The following is a 16,851-nucleotide window of genomic DNA, read 5'->3' as shown; positions in this document are numbered from 1 at the left end:
GGACCCAGAACATGAGTGGAGTCGGTACCAGCCGACGATCAGGAACATCAGGTCTTGGTTATCAGGATGTCATGCCAGGACTTATTTATCAGGAAATAGGGAAATGACCCAGTCACTGTTTGAACTTGAGCAAAAAACCGATTTTGTCCGCCGCCATATCGGCCCGGGCGAGGAAGAGCTGCGCCAGCTGCTGGCGACCGTCGGGGCCGAAAGCCTGGACGATCTGATTGCCCAGACCGTGCCCGCCGCCATTCGCCTGCCGGGTCCGCTGGGGATCGGTGCCGGCATGACCGAAGTGGAGGCGCTGGCCAAGCTCAAGGGCTATGCCGCTCAGAACAAGATTGCCAAGAGCTACATCGGCATGGGTTATCACGATACCCATGTGCCCCACGTTATTTTGCGCAATGTGCTGGAAAATCCGGGCTGGTATACCGCCTACACTCCCTATCAGCCCGAGCTGGCACAGGGCCGTCTCGAAGCCCTGCTCAACTTCCAGCAGCTGACGCTGGATCTCACCGGCATGGATCTGGCGAGTGCCTCCCTGCTGGATGAAGCGACCGCCGCCGCCGAGGCGATGGCGCTGGCCAAGCGGATGGCCAAGTCCAAATCCAACCTCTTCTTCGTGGCCGATGATGTGCACCCGCAGGTGATCGACGTGGTCAAGGAGCGTGCGGTTCACTTCGGTTTTGATGTGGCGGTTGGCGCCGCGATCGATGCAGTGAGCGAAGAGGTGTTTGGTGCCCTGTTCCAGTACCCCACCACCACAGGTGAGGTGAAAGATCTGCGCGCCCTGATTGCCGCGGTACAGGCCCAGAAAGGGCTGGCCTGCGTCAGCGCCGATCTGCTCTCCCTGCTGCTGCTCAAATCCCCGGGCGAGCTGGGCGCCGACGTGGTGTTGGGCTCCGCCCAGCGCTTTGGCGTACCCATGGGTTACGGTGGCCCCCACGCCGCCTTCTTCGCCACCCGCGATGCTTACAAGCGCTCCATGCCGGGCCGTATTATCGGCGTATCCAAGGATGCCCGTGGCAAGGCTGCGCTGCGCATGGCGATGCAGACCCGCGAGCAGCACATCCGCCGCGAGAAGGCCAACTCCAACATTTGTACCGCTCAGGTGCTGCTGGCCAACATGGCGAGCTTCTACGCCGTCTATCACGGCCCGGTGGGACTGAAAACCATCGCCTCCCGCGTGCACCGTCTCACTACCATTCTGGCGCTTGGCCTCAAGGCCAAGGGGGTCGCCCTCAAGCATGCCAGCTGGTTCGATACCCTGACTGTGCTGACGGCAGATAAAGCAGCACTCATTGCCAAGGCCGAAGGGCTGGGCATCAACCTGCGCGCCGATCTCGACGGTGCGGTAGGGGTCTCCCTCTCTGAAACCACCACACGTAGCGATGTGGCCGAGCTGTTCGATCTCTTCCTCGGTCAAGGTCACGGGCTCGATATCGAGGCACTCGACAAGGCGGCGCAGGCCCATCACGCCATCCCGCAGGATCTGCTGCGCACCGACGCCGTGCTGACCCACGAGGTGTTCAACAAGTACCACTCCGAGACCGAGATGCTGCGCTACATCCACCGTCTCGAAGCCAAAGATCTGGCGCTCAACTACGCCATGATCTCCTTGGGCTCCTGCACCATGAAGCTCAACGCCACTGCCGAGATGATCCCGGTGACCTGGCCCGAGTTTGGCAAGTTGCACCCGTTTGCTCCGCTGGCGCAGGCCAAGGGCTACCAGCTGCTGCTGGCCGACCTCGAAAACTGGCTGGTGAAGGTGACCGGCTACGATGCGGTCTGTATGCAGCCCAACTCAGGTGCGCAGGGCGAGTACGCGGGCCTTTTGGCCATCAAGAAGTATCACGAGTCCCGCGGCGAAGGGCATCGCGACATCTGCCTCATTCCGGCTTCTGCCCACGGCACCAACCCGGCCTCTGCCCAGATGGCGGGGCTCAAGGTGATCGTCACCGCCTGTGACAAATCCGGCAACGTGGATCTCGACGACCTGCGGGCCAAGGCGGCCGAGGCGGGGGAGCAACTCTCCTGCCTGATGGTGACCTACCCCTCCACCCACGGGGTGTATGAGGAGACCATCAAGGAGGTGTGCGACATCGTTCACCAGCACGGTGGTCAGGTCTATCTGGACGGTGCCAACATGAACGCGCAAGTCGGGTTGACTGCGCCGGGCTTTATCGGGGCAGACGTCTCTCACCTCAACCTGCACAAGACCTTCGCCATTCCTCACGGCGGTGGCGGCCCGGGCATGGGCCCCATCGGCGTGAAGAAGCATCTGGCACCGTTCGTGGCCGGTCACGCCGTGGTCAAGACCGACAAGGAGAGCCGTGACAACGGCGCCGTGTCGGCGGCACCGTTCGGCTCGGCCAGCATCCTGCCCATCAGCTGGATGTATATCGCCATGCTGGGTGACGAGGGGCTGAAGAGATCCACTCAGGTGGCTATCCTCAACGCCAACTATCTGGCCAAGAAGCTGGGTGAATCCTTCCCGGTGCTCTACTCTGGCCGCAACGGTCGGGTGGCCCACGAGTGCATTCTGGATATCCGTCCGCTCAAGGAGGCTTCCGGCATCAGCGAGATGGACGTGGCCAAGCGGCTGATGGACTACGGCTTCCACGCGCCGACCATGAGCTTCCCGGTAGCGGGCACCCTGATGGTCGAGCCGACCGAGTCGGAATCCAAGCGCGAACTGGATCGCTTCGTCGAGGCGATGACTTCTATCCGCGCCGAGATTGCCAAGGTGCAGGAGGGGCAGTGGAGCCTCGCCGACAACCCGCTGGTCCATGCGCCGCACACGCAGGATGACGTGATGGATGCAGAGTGGTCCCGTGGCTACAGCCGCGCCGAGGCGGTCTTCCCGTCCGACGCCGTGCGCGCCGCTAAGTTGTGGCCGTCAGTGAACCGTATCGACGACGTCTACGGCGATCGCAACCTGTTCTGTGCCTGTATCCCGACCGAGGATTACGCCAAGTAAGTGGCGTTTATGATCACGACCATTTAAGTTGGATACCGTGACATTGAAGTTGGAAACCGACCATTTAAGTTGGAAACTAAAAGGCCCTGCAATAGCAGGGCCTTTTTTATGCTTGGTTTGATAAAACGTAATTAAATTACAAATTAAGAATTTATTAGACCGTCGTTAGTAGATCAGTAGCATTCATATATCAAGGGCGCGGTATACTTTATACAAAAGTTTGCGTTATTACTCAAATTTCCCTATCGGGCTAAGCACCGGCATGGTGCCAAAGGATAATCTGGGTACCGAAGGAGGGCCAACGATAGGCACATGAAGGGGTAAAGCAACTCACCAACACATAATGGTAACAACATCAGCCATTCACAACACTAAGTATGCGATGTTCCGTCGTGGGCATTGCACCTAAACATTGAGCTAACGCAAGCATAGCTTAGATAATCTAAAAAATCCTAACTTGAAAATTCACTTCGATACCTCATTTTTGGTATAGTTGAAGAGTTCTTTGTTTTCCTCATATGTATTTCCTGAGTGTAATCATGATCGTAATTATCGACCCTTTTTTCAGTAAAGATGCCATATTGCGAACTTGTTACGGGTTTGCAGGTAATTTTAATTTCGAAATTCAAATGAAAAGTGGAATGTATTTCATTACTGTTGCGGCATTGGATACCACTCCGATAGCCAGCGACTTTGAGGCTGAATTTAAAAATGCGCTGATTGACCACGAGTTGCGGGTAGTGATTGAGGAAAAAACGAAGGTAGTGAAAGAGGCGTTGGTGTGTGCTGCGCTGCGTGAAGCATGGAGCGAACCGGTTGATGCGAAATAAATTTAAGAATAAAGCCTATTTTGCTGACAAAGATAAAGACTATACACTGTTTCCTTTTAACTTTGAACGCTTGAGTCAAGATGAAGTACTCATCGTCAATGCAGTTGGTGAATTTTCATTTATTCAGGATCGAGAATTGCAAGAATTGGTGGCTGGCGAACTGCCAACTGACACTGAGTTATATCAAGAGTTAAAACGAAAGAGTTTCTTGGCAGGTTCTGAGGATTCGTATGCACTGCGCTGTTTATCAGCCAAATACAGGCAGCGCAAATCTTTCCTCAGTGGCGGGCCGGGACTGCATATCTTTGTGATCACATTGCGTTGTGGAAATTCTTGCGAGTATTGTCAGGCGAGCCGCAAATCAGTGACATCGTCACAGCACGACATGTCACAAGAGACGGCCAGAAATGCGGTAGATCGGGTGTTCGAATCACCCAACCAGCGCATCACCATTGAGTTTCAGGGAGGTGAGCCTTTGCTCGCCTTCGATTTAATTAAATTTATCGTGGACTACGCTCACGAAAAAAACAGTGTGCATGGCAAGAGCCTCGTGTTTGTCATTGCCACTAGCCCGCAATACATTACCGATGAGATGCTGGATTTTATCAAGCTCCACAGTATTCAGATCTCAACGTCGCTGGATGGCCCAGAAGCGCTACACAACAAAAATCGGCCATCCTCATGTGGTAATAGCTATCAAAGTACCCTTGCGGGTATTCGAAAGGTGAGAGAGGCCATTGGCGATGAGGCCATCGCCGCCATGACCACCATCACCAAAGACAGTCTACCTTTTCACCAGGAGATCGTAGATGATATGTGAAGCATGGCTTCCATTCGATATTCTTGCGGCCGCTCAACATGTATGGCTTTGCCGTCAAAAGGGAAAGCAAGGTCAGCTATACCTCTGCCGAGTATTTCGCGTTTTATCAAAAGAGCCTGCAATACATCATCGATATCAATAAAGCAGGCTACTACCTAGATGAAGTCACGGCGTCCTTGGCACTGAACAACATGCTGACCGGACGTGCGGTGGGCTATGTGGATCTGCGCTCGCCCTGTGGCGATGGCACCGGGGTGCTGGTCTATCACTACAACAGCTATGTATACCCGTCCGATGAAGCCCGAATGCTCTATGACATGGGCGATAACAAATTCTGTTTGGGCTCAGTAGAGGCGCCCTATGTGGAGCTGATTTCGTCGGATGTGATGGGTGAGATATTGATGAGCGGGGTGGCCGAATCCCTTCCGGCTTGCGCCTATTGCGCCTATTTACCCTACTGTGGTGCCAACCCCATCCAGAACTATTCCCGTACTGGCGACTTGGGTGGACACAGGGCTAAGAATGACTTCTGCAATAAGCAGAAACCGTTGTATCGCCACTTGTTCAGCCTCCTTGAAGAGAACAAGGATGTATTCACTTCATGGGTCACAAGGGGTAAGTGAGCGATGAGCTTCAAACTGAAATTAAGAGCGGTCATTCATTATCCCTCTACAACTCGCCGCCCGTTGCGGGTAACGACAGTTGATAGCTACATCGCCACAGGAAGATCACCGGACGAGTTATGCCTGATCTACCCCGACGGGCAATATAGAGGCGAAGCCCTGCTTTCCATCAAGTGGGGGGCTATTGTCATTTATGACCATGCAACCCCGCTTTTTGACGGTCAAATCATTCACGTCACCGAGGAAGGTGAGCGCCTTGACGATGGCGACATCATTGTGACGTTAACGGATGCCGTGTATATCGCCTACAAGCAGCGCAGTGACTCCAACTCACTGTTCTTGACAGAGCGGTGCGATAACTTCTGCATCATGTGCTCGCAGCCGCCGAAAAATGTGGATGACGCGTGGCGGGTGAATGATGCACTGGACATCATTGATTTGTTGGACGATGAGCCGCGCACTTTGGGGATCAGCGGCGGTGAACCGACGACGTTAGGGGCGGATTTTTTGAAAATTCTGACCCATTGCCACCAGAAATTGCCGCAAACCCAGCTTCATATTTTGACCAATGGAAAAAACCTGAGTAATAGGGAGCTGATCGATGAGATTCAGCAGATTGGGCATGAGCGGGTGCTATGGGGTGTCCCATTGTATGGGGCAATGGCCCGCGATCACGATTACCATGTGCAGTCTCGCGGGGCATTCAATCAGACCATCAACGGCCTCTATCACCTAAAAACGATTGAACAGTCCATCGAACTGCGGATCGTCTTGACGAAAGATGTACTCAGAAATATCGAAGCGCTGTGTGAGTTTATTGTCAGAAATTTATCGTTTGTCTCTTTTGTTGCCCTTATGGGGATCGAATTTACGGGCTTTGCCAAGCAAAATTACGCTACGGTGTACTCTCCCATTGCTGAGCATTTGCCCGCGTTAAGCTCTGCCATGAATACCCTGAAAATGAATAATGTGCAGTACTGCCTTTACAATATTCCGCATTGTCACTTGCCGCTGAGTTTGCGCGATTTTGCCGCGCAAAGTATTTCCGACTGGAAAAATGGATTCCCGCAAGGTTGTGACGATTGTGCTTCGAAGGCAGTCTGCTGTGGCTTCTTTGCGTCGAACCTTGATCACAAGTCGGGTGTTTTAACTAAATCATTATGTAGTGTTGATGATGACTCTTATATTGGAGTAATAAATTTGTTATGAAAAAACTAATGTCCACGTTGCAGCGTTGGGGTGTACTGGGTCTGGGTGTGCTAAGTGGGCATGGGGTCACGGCTAGCGAAGCGCATCTCTCCGATGACGCCTTCAATCAGTTGAACTTAGACAACTTGCCCAACATGGAAGCCTCGTTGAACATGGATGTGAACAACCTCTATGCAGGCCACCGTTCACATCGCTCGCACAGTTCACATCGCTCGCACTCCAGTCATCGTTCTCACTACTCAGGCTACGGCACCTCGACCTATTCGGCCCCTGTCGCTGTGCCTTCGCGAGCATATGGCAGCAGTGTAAACAGCCTTAACCAAAGCTTGCAGGCCCCTCTCGAAGTCACTTCACCAGCCAGACGGCTGACAGCCAATGATAGCGCCATGATGGATCTGGTCATGCGGGTGCAATTAGCACTGTTCACCAAAGGCTATGATGTAGGTATTATCGATGGCAAGATTGGCCCGAAAACCCGCGCCCAGATAAAACGCTATCAGAGTGATAACAGGTTAAGTAGTACGGGAACACTGACGACCTCCTTACTCACAAGTTTGGGTATTCAAATTCAGTGAGTCATCCGGGCATTCTTAACTTAATTTAAAAAGGATTACAGATGAAAAAAATAACAATCACTCTAGCTTTCTTTGCTGCAATAATGTCTTCTAATATTTATGCATGGGAAGGTGTTGACAATGATTCTGGGAGTGACATTGAGATTGAAAGCGGTAATTTAGTAAGAGCTGGGGAGGAAATTGAATATTATGACCATGATTATGGAGAGTATCGTTCAGCGGATGTTGAGAGCGTAGAGTCTAGTGGTAGTGGTGCAGAGGTAGAAGTATATGATCATGAATCAGGTGAATATCGGACATTTGAAATGGAATGACTTCGCAGTTTCACTTGGGTAATACCTCTAATCGGTTGAGCACCGTGCCCTGACCAGCTAAGGAGGGTGCGAATAAGTGTCCTCTACAATAAAATTGAAATTTTTAGTCCTTAAAATTCAACTTGTTATAAAGGCATGGCATTGTGTTTGGTGGCTTATTCGCATCATCCCCCTGTGGGGGCGCTGTTCCCCCCATGGCCGGATCACGCTTAACCCACACCTCGTCAAAGCGTCTCGCGAGTGTATCGATTACGTCATCCTGCACGAGCTCTGCTACATTGCCGAGCACAACCACAGCGAGTCGTTTCGGCTGATGAGCCAAGTGATGCCAGGCTGGGAAAAGACAAAAGAGCGATTGGATGGGATGGCGGCTCGATTGTTGGCGTGAGTTATCTGATCGTCAGTCACTCCCACAGCCCGGCAGGTTACCCTTGCCGGGCTGTTTCTTTGGTACTGATGCCTTCTACTGATCCTCAAAGGATCCCTCTCATGGCCGAAAAGGCCATTTTTTCTGTGCAGAACAATCGATAGCCTCAGAATCATGCTCTATATCAGTTGTCCTCTTATATCTAAATTGGAATAAAAAACTTGTACTTATTATTTATAAAAATAAATATGCACTGTTGTGTGTATTTATGCGCATATAGGTAAGTTTTTGTTTTTAAAGGGGAAATATAAAAATTCAATACGTGTGGAGTTTTCACCACAGCAGCATCATCAGTTAATATTTATAAAAATAAATAAGATAAAACAACATCTTACGTTCATTCTTGTTGTTGACGATCCCCTGCCTGCTGACTAGGTTGTATGCAAGTCAGATAGGAGCGGTCATGAAACAAAAGATGGTTAAGCAGCCAATTATCACAGATGCGGAAATCGCCAAAACGGAGCGATACAACCGAGACATCCAGGCTTGGGGGTATCGGCCCTGGGTCACAGTGCGACAGTCCCATACCCATGGGCAGGGTCAGATTGTGTATAGTCACAAGACCAAACGTGAGCATCATCTGCTCAGCCGTGGTGAGCGACGCCCATTTTTTTACTTCGAACATGACCCAACGGTTATCGATATTCTGGAGCAGTACCCGCTGCCCCTGCATAAAACTCTAGAAATTGCTGCCTCTCTGAACATTGTCCATCCAGGTAATTACAAAGAGAGGGGCAATCATGGTGGTCGTATTCCAGCCAAAACCATGACTCAGGATTTTTTAGTGTTGAGGCAATCCGATAGTGGCAACGCGCGATTGACAGCGTACAGCTATAAATATTCCGATGCTCTGGATCCTGCCATCACCAATCCTCGAGTCGTTAATCGAACACGAGCAAAAGAGAAAATTGCCCTTGAATATTGGCGTGCTGAAAATATCGATTTTGTGATGGTAACTGAGAAAGATTTTGATGCTACATTTATCTACAATGTAGAGTTCTTGCGGGAGTGTTTTGATTCAAAAAATCTTCTCCAAGTTTCAGCAGATCTTTATGATCATGTAGTTTTAAAATTTAAAAATCACATGATTATGGCACCCTTATCCACACTTAGGATGTTAGCCTTGCTGGTCGCTCAAGAGATGAACATTGATGAGAGGCATGCTGTTTGCTTATTCCAACATGCAGTATATACCGGTCGTATTGATATGGATTTGACACAGCGTATTGAGTTATACCACCCTCTTCCCGCATTGCGAGGGTCTCATGAGAATTAACCAAAAAATTGTATCTAACACAAAAAATAAATCCGAGTTGCTTATTGTTGATATCTGTCTGGATAACAGGTTAATAGCTGTATCAGATTTGTTGACTGACTCACCTAAGCGCCCATTTTTTATTTCTTTGGAACATGTCGAGTCTGATATAAATTCTGCTAGGGTTTCTATTGCAGATCATGATTTTCCAGAGATATTCTATCAACCAGATTCAGCTTTTGATCCTAGATGGATTGATAAAAGAGATCAATGTCTTGCTACTATCAAACCACTGATAGTAGATCCAGATCTTAAACATCGTTATCTATATGGTGAATCAAACGGCATATTGAAACAACTCATAATTCAGTCAGGTCGTAGTAAAAAATATGTAAGCAGTTGTTTGAATCGCTATTTCAAATGTGGAGGGATGAAAAATTCACTATTGCCACGATATTACGAGTGTGGTTTGAATCATCAACTACCAACTAAAACTATTAAGTTGGACGATGGGAAAATCTGTCTGGCCTCAAAAAGAGGACGTGAAACTAATTACGGCAATCCTTATCGAGGTATTACCCAGCAGGACATTAAAAACATTGATTTATTCTCAAAGTCGATTCGCTCTGGAGAGGAAGTCGTTCTCTCTAAATTATATTTAGACTATTGTATGACCTATGCATCTGTCGAATTGAGTCCAAAAAGTGTTGGAGATGGTGAAGTATCAGAATCAGTGAAAGTATTACTTCCAAAAGATCACTTGATTTCTCCCCGTTCATTCAAACGACAATTAATGAAATGTATCGATAAACTAACATTTATCAAAAAGCGAGTTGGTAGCATTAATTATGCGCGAGATCATGCGGCTAAACCTGGTGTGGCTAAAAAAGGGCTGCGCGGACCAACTTATCGGTATGAAATAGATAGTACCATTGCCGACATTTATATTCGTGATGAATATTCACAAGATGAATTAGTGAGTATTGGACGACCTACAATATATTTGGTTGTTGATACGTATAGTACCATGATTGTTGGAATTCATGTGGGATTTGGCAATCCCTGCTGGCATGGTGCCAGTCAGGCTCTTTTTAATGCCATGAGTAATAAAATTGATTTCTGTCGGGAGTATGGCGTTGATATAAAGGAGTCTGAATGGCCCTGCCAAGAAGTATGTCGTGAGTTAACGATGGATCGGGGATCTGAAAATTCGGATAACAATATTACTGCAATATTGCAAGGCCAAATCGGCATCAAGGCCGCAAATTTAAATGCACTCCACCGTGGCGATATGAAAGGCACGGTCGAAAAAAGCTTCCATTTACTGCAAGAAATGGCAATACCACCTCATGCAGGAAAAGTGATGAAAGTGCCGAAAAAAGAGGACCAACATCCGTCTCGTAAACCATTGTATAGTTACAGCGACTTTATGAACCGCTTGATAAATACTATTCTCTTTTTGAATAATAATCGCGCTAGTATTAATTCTCAAAACTTTGAAATGTCACGAGATGGTGTTGGTTTTACTCCTCGTGATGTCTGGAATTGGGGGCTAAAGCAAGCTGTCATAGGTTCCAGAGTGTCCGCAGATAAGCTGCGTTTTGCATTATTGCCCGAGGCTGAGGCAACGGTTATGTCACAGGGCATTTATTTTAGAGGCTTGTACTATAGTTGCAATGAAATTGTTCGTAGGAACTATCTGGATAAAGCCAGGAATCTTGGTAGGTTTAAGATTAAAATTCGCTACTCAGATGTCACCACCAATTATATATGGCTTAAAGATGCGGTATTGGGCGATGTTATCCAGTTGGATATTAATGACCGGAGTGAGGCCTATAAAAATCATAATTGGGAGAATGTCATGCGACAGCAGGAAATCACTAAGGAACGTCTCGCAAATATGAAGGAGCGCGAGTTCAGTGAGCGAGTCGCACTTGTACAAAAGTTCGATAAACAGGATAAACAAATACAGGCCAGTATCAGGCGGCATATAAAAAGCAATGCCAAAAGCATTCAAGGCGGCATGAAAGATCGCAAAATGATAGATGCTGCCATGCAACGACATCGGGAGGGGCAGTCCATTGTTGCCGAATTGGTTCCTGTCGCTCAGCTAGATACAAATCCTCGACCATTATCGGCGATAGGCCAGCAAGATCTCACTGATCCAACAATATTCACAGTTCAGGAAAAGTAACCATGGCGGAACCGAAATATTTTGCACACCCCAATGTGAGTTATCGTGGTAATCCCTATATTGAGGGGTTAGGTATGCCACTCTCTTCGGCACAGTTTTATGCGAACTGTGAGATTCCTTTTCACTATGAATTAGATCTTAGCGGGGTAGATGAATCGCTACATTCATATTTTATCCGTACTGCCATTGACCAACTGGCGGCGGTTTATACATCTCCAGATGAGGCGTACCGTTTATACGACCAGATGCGACGGATGATCGAGGCCGGGTATGTTCGACGCAACCCAGTTGGGGCTGATGTACGTCGGATATTAGCTGCGATTGATCGTGATAAGGCTGAACCGTGGAAGGCTGCACATGTATTGGAACTGGAGTTGTCGGTTCAATACAGCCTGTTACTGCTGGGACTGAGTGGACGTGGAAAGTCCACGATGGTAAAGCAGATTTGCAGGCAGATCCCACAGACGATAGAGCATGGTGATTATACGGATCACCATGGCAACGAGTTTGTTATTAACAGAATACAGGTGACCTATCTGTATATCGAGGTACATGATCGCCGTGGCCAAAAGGCATTACTACTGAACTTGTTGGAATCGCTGGATGCAGTCACTGGCGAGGATTACAGTCATGCGCATCGAGGTAGATCTGTCAATGAATTGATTTCGGTGGTGCAAAAGGCGTTTATCAGCCATGGGGTTGGTTTGTTGATCCTCGACGAAGCACAGAATCTGGCCAAGTCGGCCAAGAGTGAGGTGATCAGCAACAACGAAAAAACCACCATGAAATTTCTGGAGGAATTATTCAATCGAGTTGGTATACCACTGATGTTTGTCGGGACGCTGGCCACGATGAAATTATTTGAAAGCGAGATGACGCTCACTCGCCGAGCGACCAAAAATGGTTCTATGCAATTGGTGAGTTGTGACCTCGAAAGCTCATTTTGGCACCGCTTTATTCGCCTGATCTGCCAGACTAGATTGCTGAAAAACCAGACAACCTCGGAAGACGTGTTGCGCCAGCACATTCATTATTTAAGCGCAGGTATTCCAGCTATTGCGACTAGCCTAGTGCGGGTCACGCTTTCGTATCTGACCCATTTGAAACCTCAAGATCAAGATCTCTCGATAGCTGCATTGGATCGCTGCTTTAATCGCGATTTTAGAATACTCAATCCTGCGCTGACCGCATTGCGTAATGGTGCCTATTACCAATTTGAGGATCTCTCACCGATGCTCATACTGGAATCGGTGGCGAGTGGTCATGAGGTCGCTCAGCAGGTGCAACCACAGTCTGGAACTCATCTGCTGCAAGGTGATGTTAAGCTCAGCAATAAGTCGCAGAAAATAGATGTAAAACAACAGAAAACATTGGAACAGTTATCGCCGGAATTATTGTTAGGCCAGCTTGGGTATCACCTGGATACAGGTAAGCCGAAATGATCCTGCATCGATTGGAGTTGCTACCGGGCGAACATCTGGGGGCGGTGGTAGGCCGGATGCATGTGTTGAGCACGCACGGAACGTTTACAGCAACGGCCCGGGCGTTGGGGCTGAGCAGCCCACAAATCCGCCCTCACCGTTTATGTCACCCCGACGATCCTACCCTCGATACCCAGTTTCGGGCACGAGACGTTCAACGTGCGTGGCAGGATCACTCTGTCGGCAATTATTTAGCCCCCTTCCTGACTCCGCACGAGCAAGGGAGCGTGGTGGCAGCGTTGGCGGGTCATACGCCGCTCCGGCTGAGGGTGACCGGCCAACATAATATACAGCACCGACACTGGCGCTGGTGCGCAGGCTGTATCGCAGAAGATCACGAGATCCATGGCATGCCGTATTACCACCGGGATCATCAGTTGCCAGGGGTGTTTCATTGTCATCGACATCAACTCGGCTTGTCCGGGTGCTGCGCAGGCTGTGGTTTTACCGCCACGCTGTTGTCGGAACAACCCATCCCTCCCTACGATAACCTCTGCTCACAGTGCGGCCACTGGGTGGGGGGATATGATGGTCATTTTACCGAGCCGATGCGCGAGATCGAGTTAGCGTCGCTGGTATTGGCCCATTCCGCCAGCGCACTTACCCTACGCTCGCTGACCCAGTTGGTGAGTGATTCGATGGGGATATCGGGCGAGGCGATGCGCACGGTCAAGAGTATTAAAGCGATCAATATGTGGTTCAAGCAGATGGATGCGCAGAGCGATCCCCAGACATTGGCTGCGTATTTCATCAACTCTGGACGGATCGGTCAGGGCTGGCAGTTACCCCCCCAACTGCGTAATGCACGGGGCTATCATGAGCAGTCAGCCCGAGATCCGTTGCATCCTCTGGCCCACCTTCTGCTATTGCAGCATGCAGGTATCGATCTGGTAGGGCTCCTGGGATCTGAGGGGTGAGCGGTGTTGACCTCAGTGAGCCCAACCTATATTCCTGGCGAATCAGCCTACAGCTGGGTTAGCCAGTGTTTCGTACATTCTGCCTACAGTGACCGAAACCGCTTCTGTGAACGATTGTTCCATCGTCCTGCCATTCGGTTGCATCCGGTATTGCCAGGCCATATTGAGGTTACTGCCCAGGCTGCTGGAGTGGATCCGCAATACCTGCTGCACTATGGCACGGGCTTCCCGCTCTATGCCTTCGCGCTGGACGAGCAATCCCAAGTCCACGCCCTAGCGGCCGCCATGCTGGGTGAGGGGAGGGGGATCATCGCCCTGTCAGGGCAGGCCGCCAGCAAACTACATTTTGGCGGTGTCTGCCTTAAATGGTGTCCCGCCTGCCTGCGGGGGGATGAACAGGTCGTGGGTTGCGGCTACTGGCATACGGCGCACCAACTGTACGGGGTCACCGCCTGTGAAACGCACCAGCTGCGTCTGCATACCCTGGTGGCCGGTGCAGGCGGCATCGACCGCCGATTGTTCCTGCCGGATCCCGCGATACCCTGTGAACCATCACGACCATCCGCACATGAAATCTATCTCTCTGCATATATCACCGCTCTGCATCGGCATCTGTGCGTCCAGTCACCAACGGAGTCGCTAGCGGAGCTGTACCAGCGATGGCTCGGGCAACAGGGCTATCTGACGGCCCGAGGCCATCTGCGCAGCCAGGCCCTGTTGCAGGCCATGACGGAGTTCTGGCAGGGGTTGTTTGCCGATATAACGCCGATAGTGCCGCCGGGACTGGCCAACTATCGATACGTCTCGGGGCTGGTGCACGGTGACCGCAGTCACCACTACCTGAAACATGTGATGCTGATGGCGTTTGTGAGTCGCAGCCCAGCGGAGTTCTTCTCCATCGAGGCGCAGCAGGTGTTGCCTGTGCCGCCAGCGCGTGACGCGCAAGCCGCCGAGCGAGCAGTGCTAAGGTGGTTGGCAGAGCCGCTCTCCATGCGCCAGATCGCCCGCCACACCGGTTACAGTGTCGGTTATATCAAGCAACTCGCGTTGCGACACAACCACCCCGTCGAACACCGAATCCAGCGCATCACTGCGGCAGTGGCGCAGGGGATATGGCGGCAGGCGTTCATGGGGGTAAGCCGACAGCAGATCGCCCATTGCCATGGCGTCTCAGTCGGTGCGGTCGAAGCCATCATTCAGAGCCATCAGGGGTTGTCTGATTGGCGGCGGCATTTGGGCAGAGTGCGCAAGCTGCGTGAGCACCGCGATACATTGACGACATATCTGGCACAGCATGTCCATGCCAGTCGCGGTGTCATCGAGCAGGCGTGCCGAACGGCATTCAGCTGGCTCTATCAGCATGATCGCGTCTGGCTGTATCAGCAGTTGCCCGCTCCCAAACGGGCTGTTCACCATCCCAGCGTGGATTGGGCACAACGGGATCTGGAACTGGCTGCACGACTTGGGCAGCTGGCCGCACAGGCAAGATCATTGTCAGCCCTGGAGCGTGCGCTTGGCAAACCGGATTGGCTCAGGAAATACAAAGCTAGATTACCGCTCAGCTATGCGCTGGCTGTGCGACTTGTCGCTGCTTACGCAGCCCAGCATGCCAAACCCTGATGGTTGCCGTCGATATAGGCACGGCTGTCAGGGGTCAACACGAGGAGTATTGCCATGAAAGTCGAAGCCATCGTCCCCACCACGCAGGTCGTCGATATTCTCTGCGATGTCTGTGGCAGTAGCACGACAACCACCATTGGTACGCAGGAGTTCGGCACGCTGGCAGCGCGCTGGGGGTATGGTTCGCAGCACGATGGTGCGCAATATCAGGTGCATCTTTGCGAAACCTGTTTTTTCGAAGCGTTGGCAAACCTGAGGCAGGCTCATCGGTTGCAAAACCTGTTCGCGGAAGACTATCAACCCGCCGATCCGGACCACTTTGGGCGAGTTGAAGGAAATCAGGAGCTTATCTAACGATGAAGCGATTGAGACCCGTCGGCTCACGCAGGAGCGTGCCAGCCTGCGCCCAACGGCAATCAGACAACAGATACTCTCGTGTTGCATGGGAATAATTGCATTCTGCCCGTCACAGCAGGTTGTCCAAGAACCTAATTTATCCTGCGCTATGAAAGGAGCCGTGGTATGAAAGTTACACCAGAGGGGTGGGTGGTATTGCGTATCCCACCAGATGAAAAGGAGGAGCGAGTTGGCGTATTCAAAATATTTGCATCTTGGCGACAAGATGACAGATGGCGACTTTCCAGCGGAACTGGAACCCTATCAACGATAGCAAGACAGGGTGACTTTCTAGTATGGAAACAGTCATCTGGTAATGATTACTGGCTGCCATTTGATGGGGAAAATGGCATGACTTTTTATACCTGCGGGGTCCTTGAGAACATGTTAAATGCGCTTGAACTAGATCAAGGCGAGGTCATCATTCATCTCCTCAGGGATGGGCAGTTTGACTACGAAGAGCTTCGTCACCTTGAGTTTTGATTGCGTCAAAATAGCTTCGGAAATACTGGCCATTCATGTTAATGGATTCGTTTGGGCTTAAGCGGGCGATTCGACACGCTGCAAGCGGTTGAAAGGGGTCGTTCTGGTATAAACGATGACATGTACGGGTGAATCAATAAGGGACGCCGTGTTCAATTCCTCCTGCAAGGTCGATAACCGCCTGAGCGCCCATCGGTGAGGTGAGCACCTCAGCGGGCCTTTCACCCCCAAATCCCCAGGCTGGTCGAGTGAGCCATCGTAATGACTTGGTAATATCGCCGTTGTACAGGGATATGACAGCCTCCAGCGCTAGTACAACCCAGTAGAGGCGATCTCCCTGAGCGGGAGATAGGTGAACTCCCCGCCTGATTTGGCGACTCAACTCATCACGGTGAATGCCGATCATCGCACAAACAGTACGAGTGTCCGACCCTAGCAGGGCAACCAACTTGATGACGACCTCAGGGGAGACTCCGGCAACAATGTGCTGATGAGCCGCCAGCCTATTGCGAGGCATATCGAGGGATGCAAGAACATCGGTCACAGATGAACTGCTAGCGGTGAGAGCGTGGTTAGCACGATTCATGTAGCCAGTTGTCTCCATATGGGCTCTGTTGATGATGGTCGTGAACGTTGTCGGGCCCAATGTAATCCATCACTCAAGAGTTCATTGGGATCTCACCTAGTTTGGCGCACTTCGTTGGCCGTCGACGAAAGCGTTGGCGCT

At 50.8% G+C, this 16,851-nt stretch carries 16 protein-coding genes; 15 read left to right on the top strand and 1 reads right to left on the bottom strand.

Annotated elements, in window-relative coordinates; genetic code table 11:
• Positions 1 to 103 precede the first annotated feature (103 nt).
• The 15 genes from gcvP to ACTG2W_RS04475 all read left to right on the top strand — a co-directional run bounded on the left by gcvP (position 104) and on the right by ACTG2W_RS04475 (position 16,124).
• A complete protein-coding gene (gcvP, locus tag ACTG2W_RS04545; RefSeq protein ID WP_106843003.1) occupies positions 104 to 2,980 on the top strand; it encodes an aminomethyl-transferring glycine dehydrogenase in 2,877 nt (958 codons plus the stop codon).
• Between the two features lie 539 nt (positions 2,981 to 3,519).
• Positions 3,520 to 3,810 carry a His-Xaa-Ser system protein HxsD gene (gene hxsD / locus ACTG2W_RS04540; RefSeq protein WP_157868080.1) on the top strand — a complete coding sequence of 97 codons (291 nt, stop codon included), beginning with the start codon at positions 3,520 to 3,522 and terminating at the stop codon, positions 3,808 to 3,810.
• Positions 3,800 to 4,630: a radical SAM protein gene (locus ACTG2W_RS04535; protein WP_440016070.1), complete on the top strand. Its 831-nt coding sequence runs from the start codon at positions 3,800 to 3,802 to the stop codon at positions 4,628 to 4,630. The genes hxsD and ACTG2W_RS04535 overlap by 11 nt, the downstream gene beginning before the upstream one ends.
• Complete coding sequence (locus ACTG2W_RS04530; protein ID WP_440016069.1) at positions 4,627 to 5,253, top strand: hypothetical protein; 627 nt, start codon at positions 4,627 to 4,629, stop codon at positions 5,251 to 5,253. Before ACTG2W_RS04535 ends, ACTG2W_RS04530 begins: the two co-directional genes overlap by 4 nt.
• Positions 5,254 to 5,256: 3 nt before the next feature.
• Positions 5,257 to 6,462, top strand: coding sequence for a His-Xaa-Ser system radical SAM maturase HxsC (gene hxsC / locus ACTG2W_RS04525; RefSeq protein WP_011899283.1), 1,206 nt, complete (start codon positions 5,257 to 5,259; stop codon positions 6,460 to 6,462).
• Positions 6,459 to 7,037, top strand: coding sequence for a His-Xaa-Ser repeat protein HxsA (gene hxsA / locus ACTG2W_RS04520; protein ID WP_011899282.1), 579 nt, complete (start codon positions 6,459 to 6,461; stop codon positions 7,035 to 7,037). Before hxsC ends, hxsA begins: the two co-directional genes overlap by 4 nt.
• Before the next feature lie 41 nt (positions 7,038 to 7,078).
• A complete protein-coding gene (locus ACTG2W_RS04515; RefSeq protein WP_042657574.1) occupies positions 7,079 to 7,351 on the top strand; it encodes a DUF5334 family protein in 273 nt (90 codons plus the stop codon).
• A gap of 76 nt (positions 7,352 to 7,427) precedes the next feature.
• The gene (locus ACTG2W_RS04510; protein ID WP_011899280.1) at positions 7,428 to 7,739 is read left to right on the top strand and encodes a M48 metallopeptidase family protein; all 312 of its coding nucleotides are present in this window, start codon (positions 7,428 to 7,430) and stop codon (positions 7,737 to 7,739) included.
• 442 nt (positions 7,740 to 8,181) lie between these two features.
• Positions 8,182 to 9,054, top strand: coding sequence for a TnsA endonuclease N-terminal domain-containing protein (locus ACTG2W_RS04505; RefSeq protein ID WP_011899279.1), 873 nt, complete (start codon positions 8,182 to 8,184; stop codon positions 9,052 to 9,054).
• Positions 9,044 to 11,227, top strand: a complete 2,184-nt coding sequence (locus ACTG2W_RS04500) for a hypothetical protein (protein ID WP_011899278.1) — start codon at positions 9,044 to 9,046, stop codon at positions 11,225 to 11,227. The genes ACTG2W_RS04505 and ACTG2W_RS04500 overlap by 11 nt, the downstream gene beginning before the upstream one ends.
• Positions 11,228 to 11,229: 2 nt before the next feature.
• Positions 11,230 to 12,669 (top strand): AAA family ATPase, encoded by a 1,440-nt coding sequence (locus ACTG2W_RS04495; RefSeq protein WP_011899277.1) that lies wholly within the window; start codon positions 11,230 to 11,232, stop codon positions 12,667 to 12,669.
• Positions 12,666 to 13,625 (top strand): TniQ family protein, encoded by a 960-nt coding sequence (locus ACTG2W_RS04490; protein ID WP_042657575.1) that lies wholly within the window; start codon positions 12,666 to 12,668, stop codon positions 13,623 to 13,625. The genes ACTG2W_RS04495 and ACTG2W_RS04490 overlap by 4 nt, the downstream gene beginning before the upstream one ends.
• A 3-nt stretch (positions 13,626 to 13,628) precedes the next feature.
• Positions 13,629 to 15,245 carry a TnsD family Tn7-like transposition protein gene (locus ACTG2W_RS04485; protein ID WP_011899274.1) on the top strand — a complete coding sequence of 539 codons (1,617 nt, stop codon included), beginning with the start codon at positions 13,629 to 13,631 and terminating at the stop codon, positions 15,243 to 15,245.
• Positions 15,246 to 15,299: 54 nt separating this feature from the next.
• Positions 15,300 to 15,599 carry a hypothetical protein gene (locus ACTG2W_RS04480; protein ID WP_011899273.1) on the top strand — a complete coding sequence of 100 codons (300 nt, stop codon included), beginning with the start codon at positions 15,300 to 15,302 and terminating at the stop codon, positions 15,597 to 15,599.
• A 168-nt stretch (positions 15,600 to 15,767) separates the two neighbouring features.
• On the top strand, positions 15,768 to 16,124 hold the full coding sequence (locus ACTG2W_RS04475; protein WP_011899272.1) for a hypothetical protein: 357 nt from the start codon (positions 15,768 to 15,770) through the stop codon (positions 16,122 to 16,124).
• A gap of 133 nt (positions 16,125 to 16,257) precedes the next feature.
• Here ACTG2W_RS04475 and ACTG2W_RS04470 read toward each other — a convergent pair whose 3' ends face one another.
• Positions 16,258 to 16,641 carry an antitoxin Xre/MbcA/ParS toxin-binding domain-containing protein gene (locus ACTG2W_RS04470; RefSeq protein ID WP_223945911.1) on the bottom strand — a complete coding sequence of 128 codons (384 nt, stop codon included), beginning with the start codon at positions 16,639 to 16,641 and terminating at the stop codon, positions 16,258 to 16,260.
• Positions 16,642 to 16,851: the final 210 nt, after the last annotated feature.

Source organism: Aeromonas sp. 96A (assembly GCF_051919165.1).
Classification (GTDB): domain Bacteria; phylum Pseudomonadota; class Gammaproteobacteria; order Enterobacterales; family Aeromonadaceae; genus Aeromonas; species Aeromonas veronii.
This window is presented reverse-complemented; position numbering and strand designations above follow the sequence as displayed.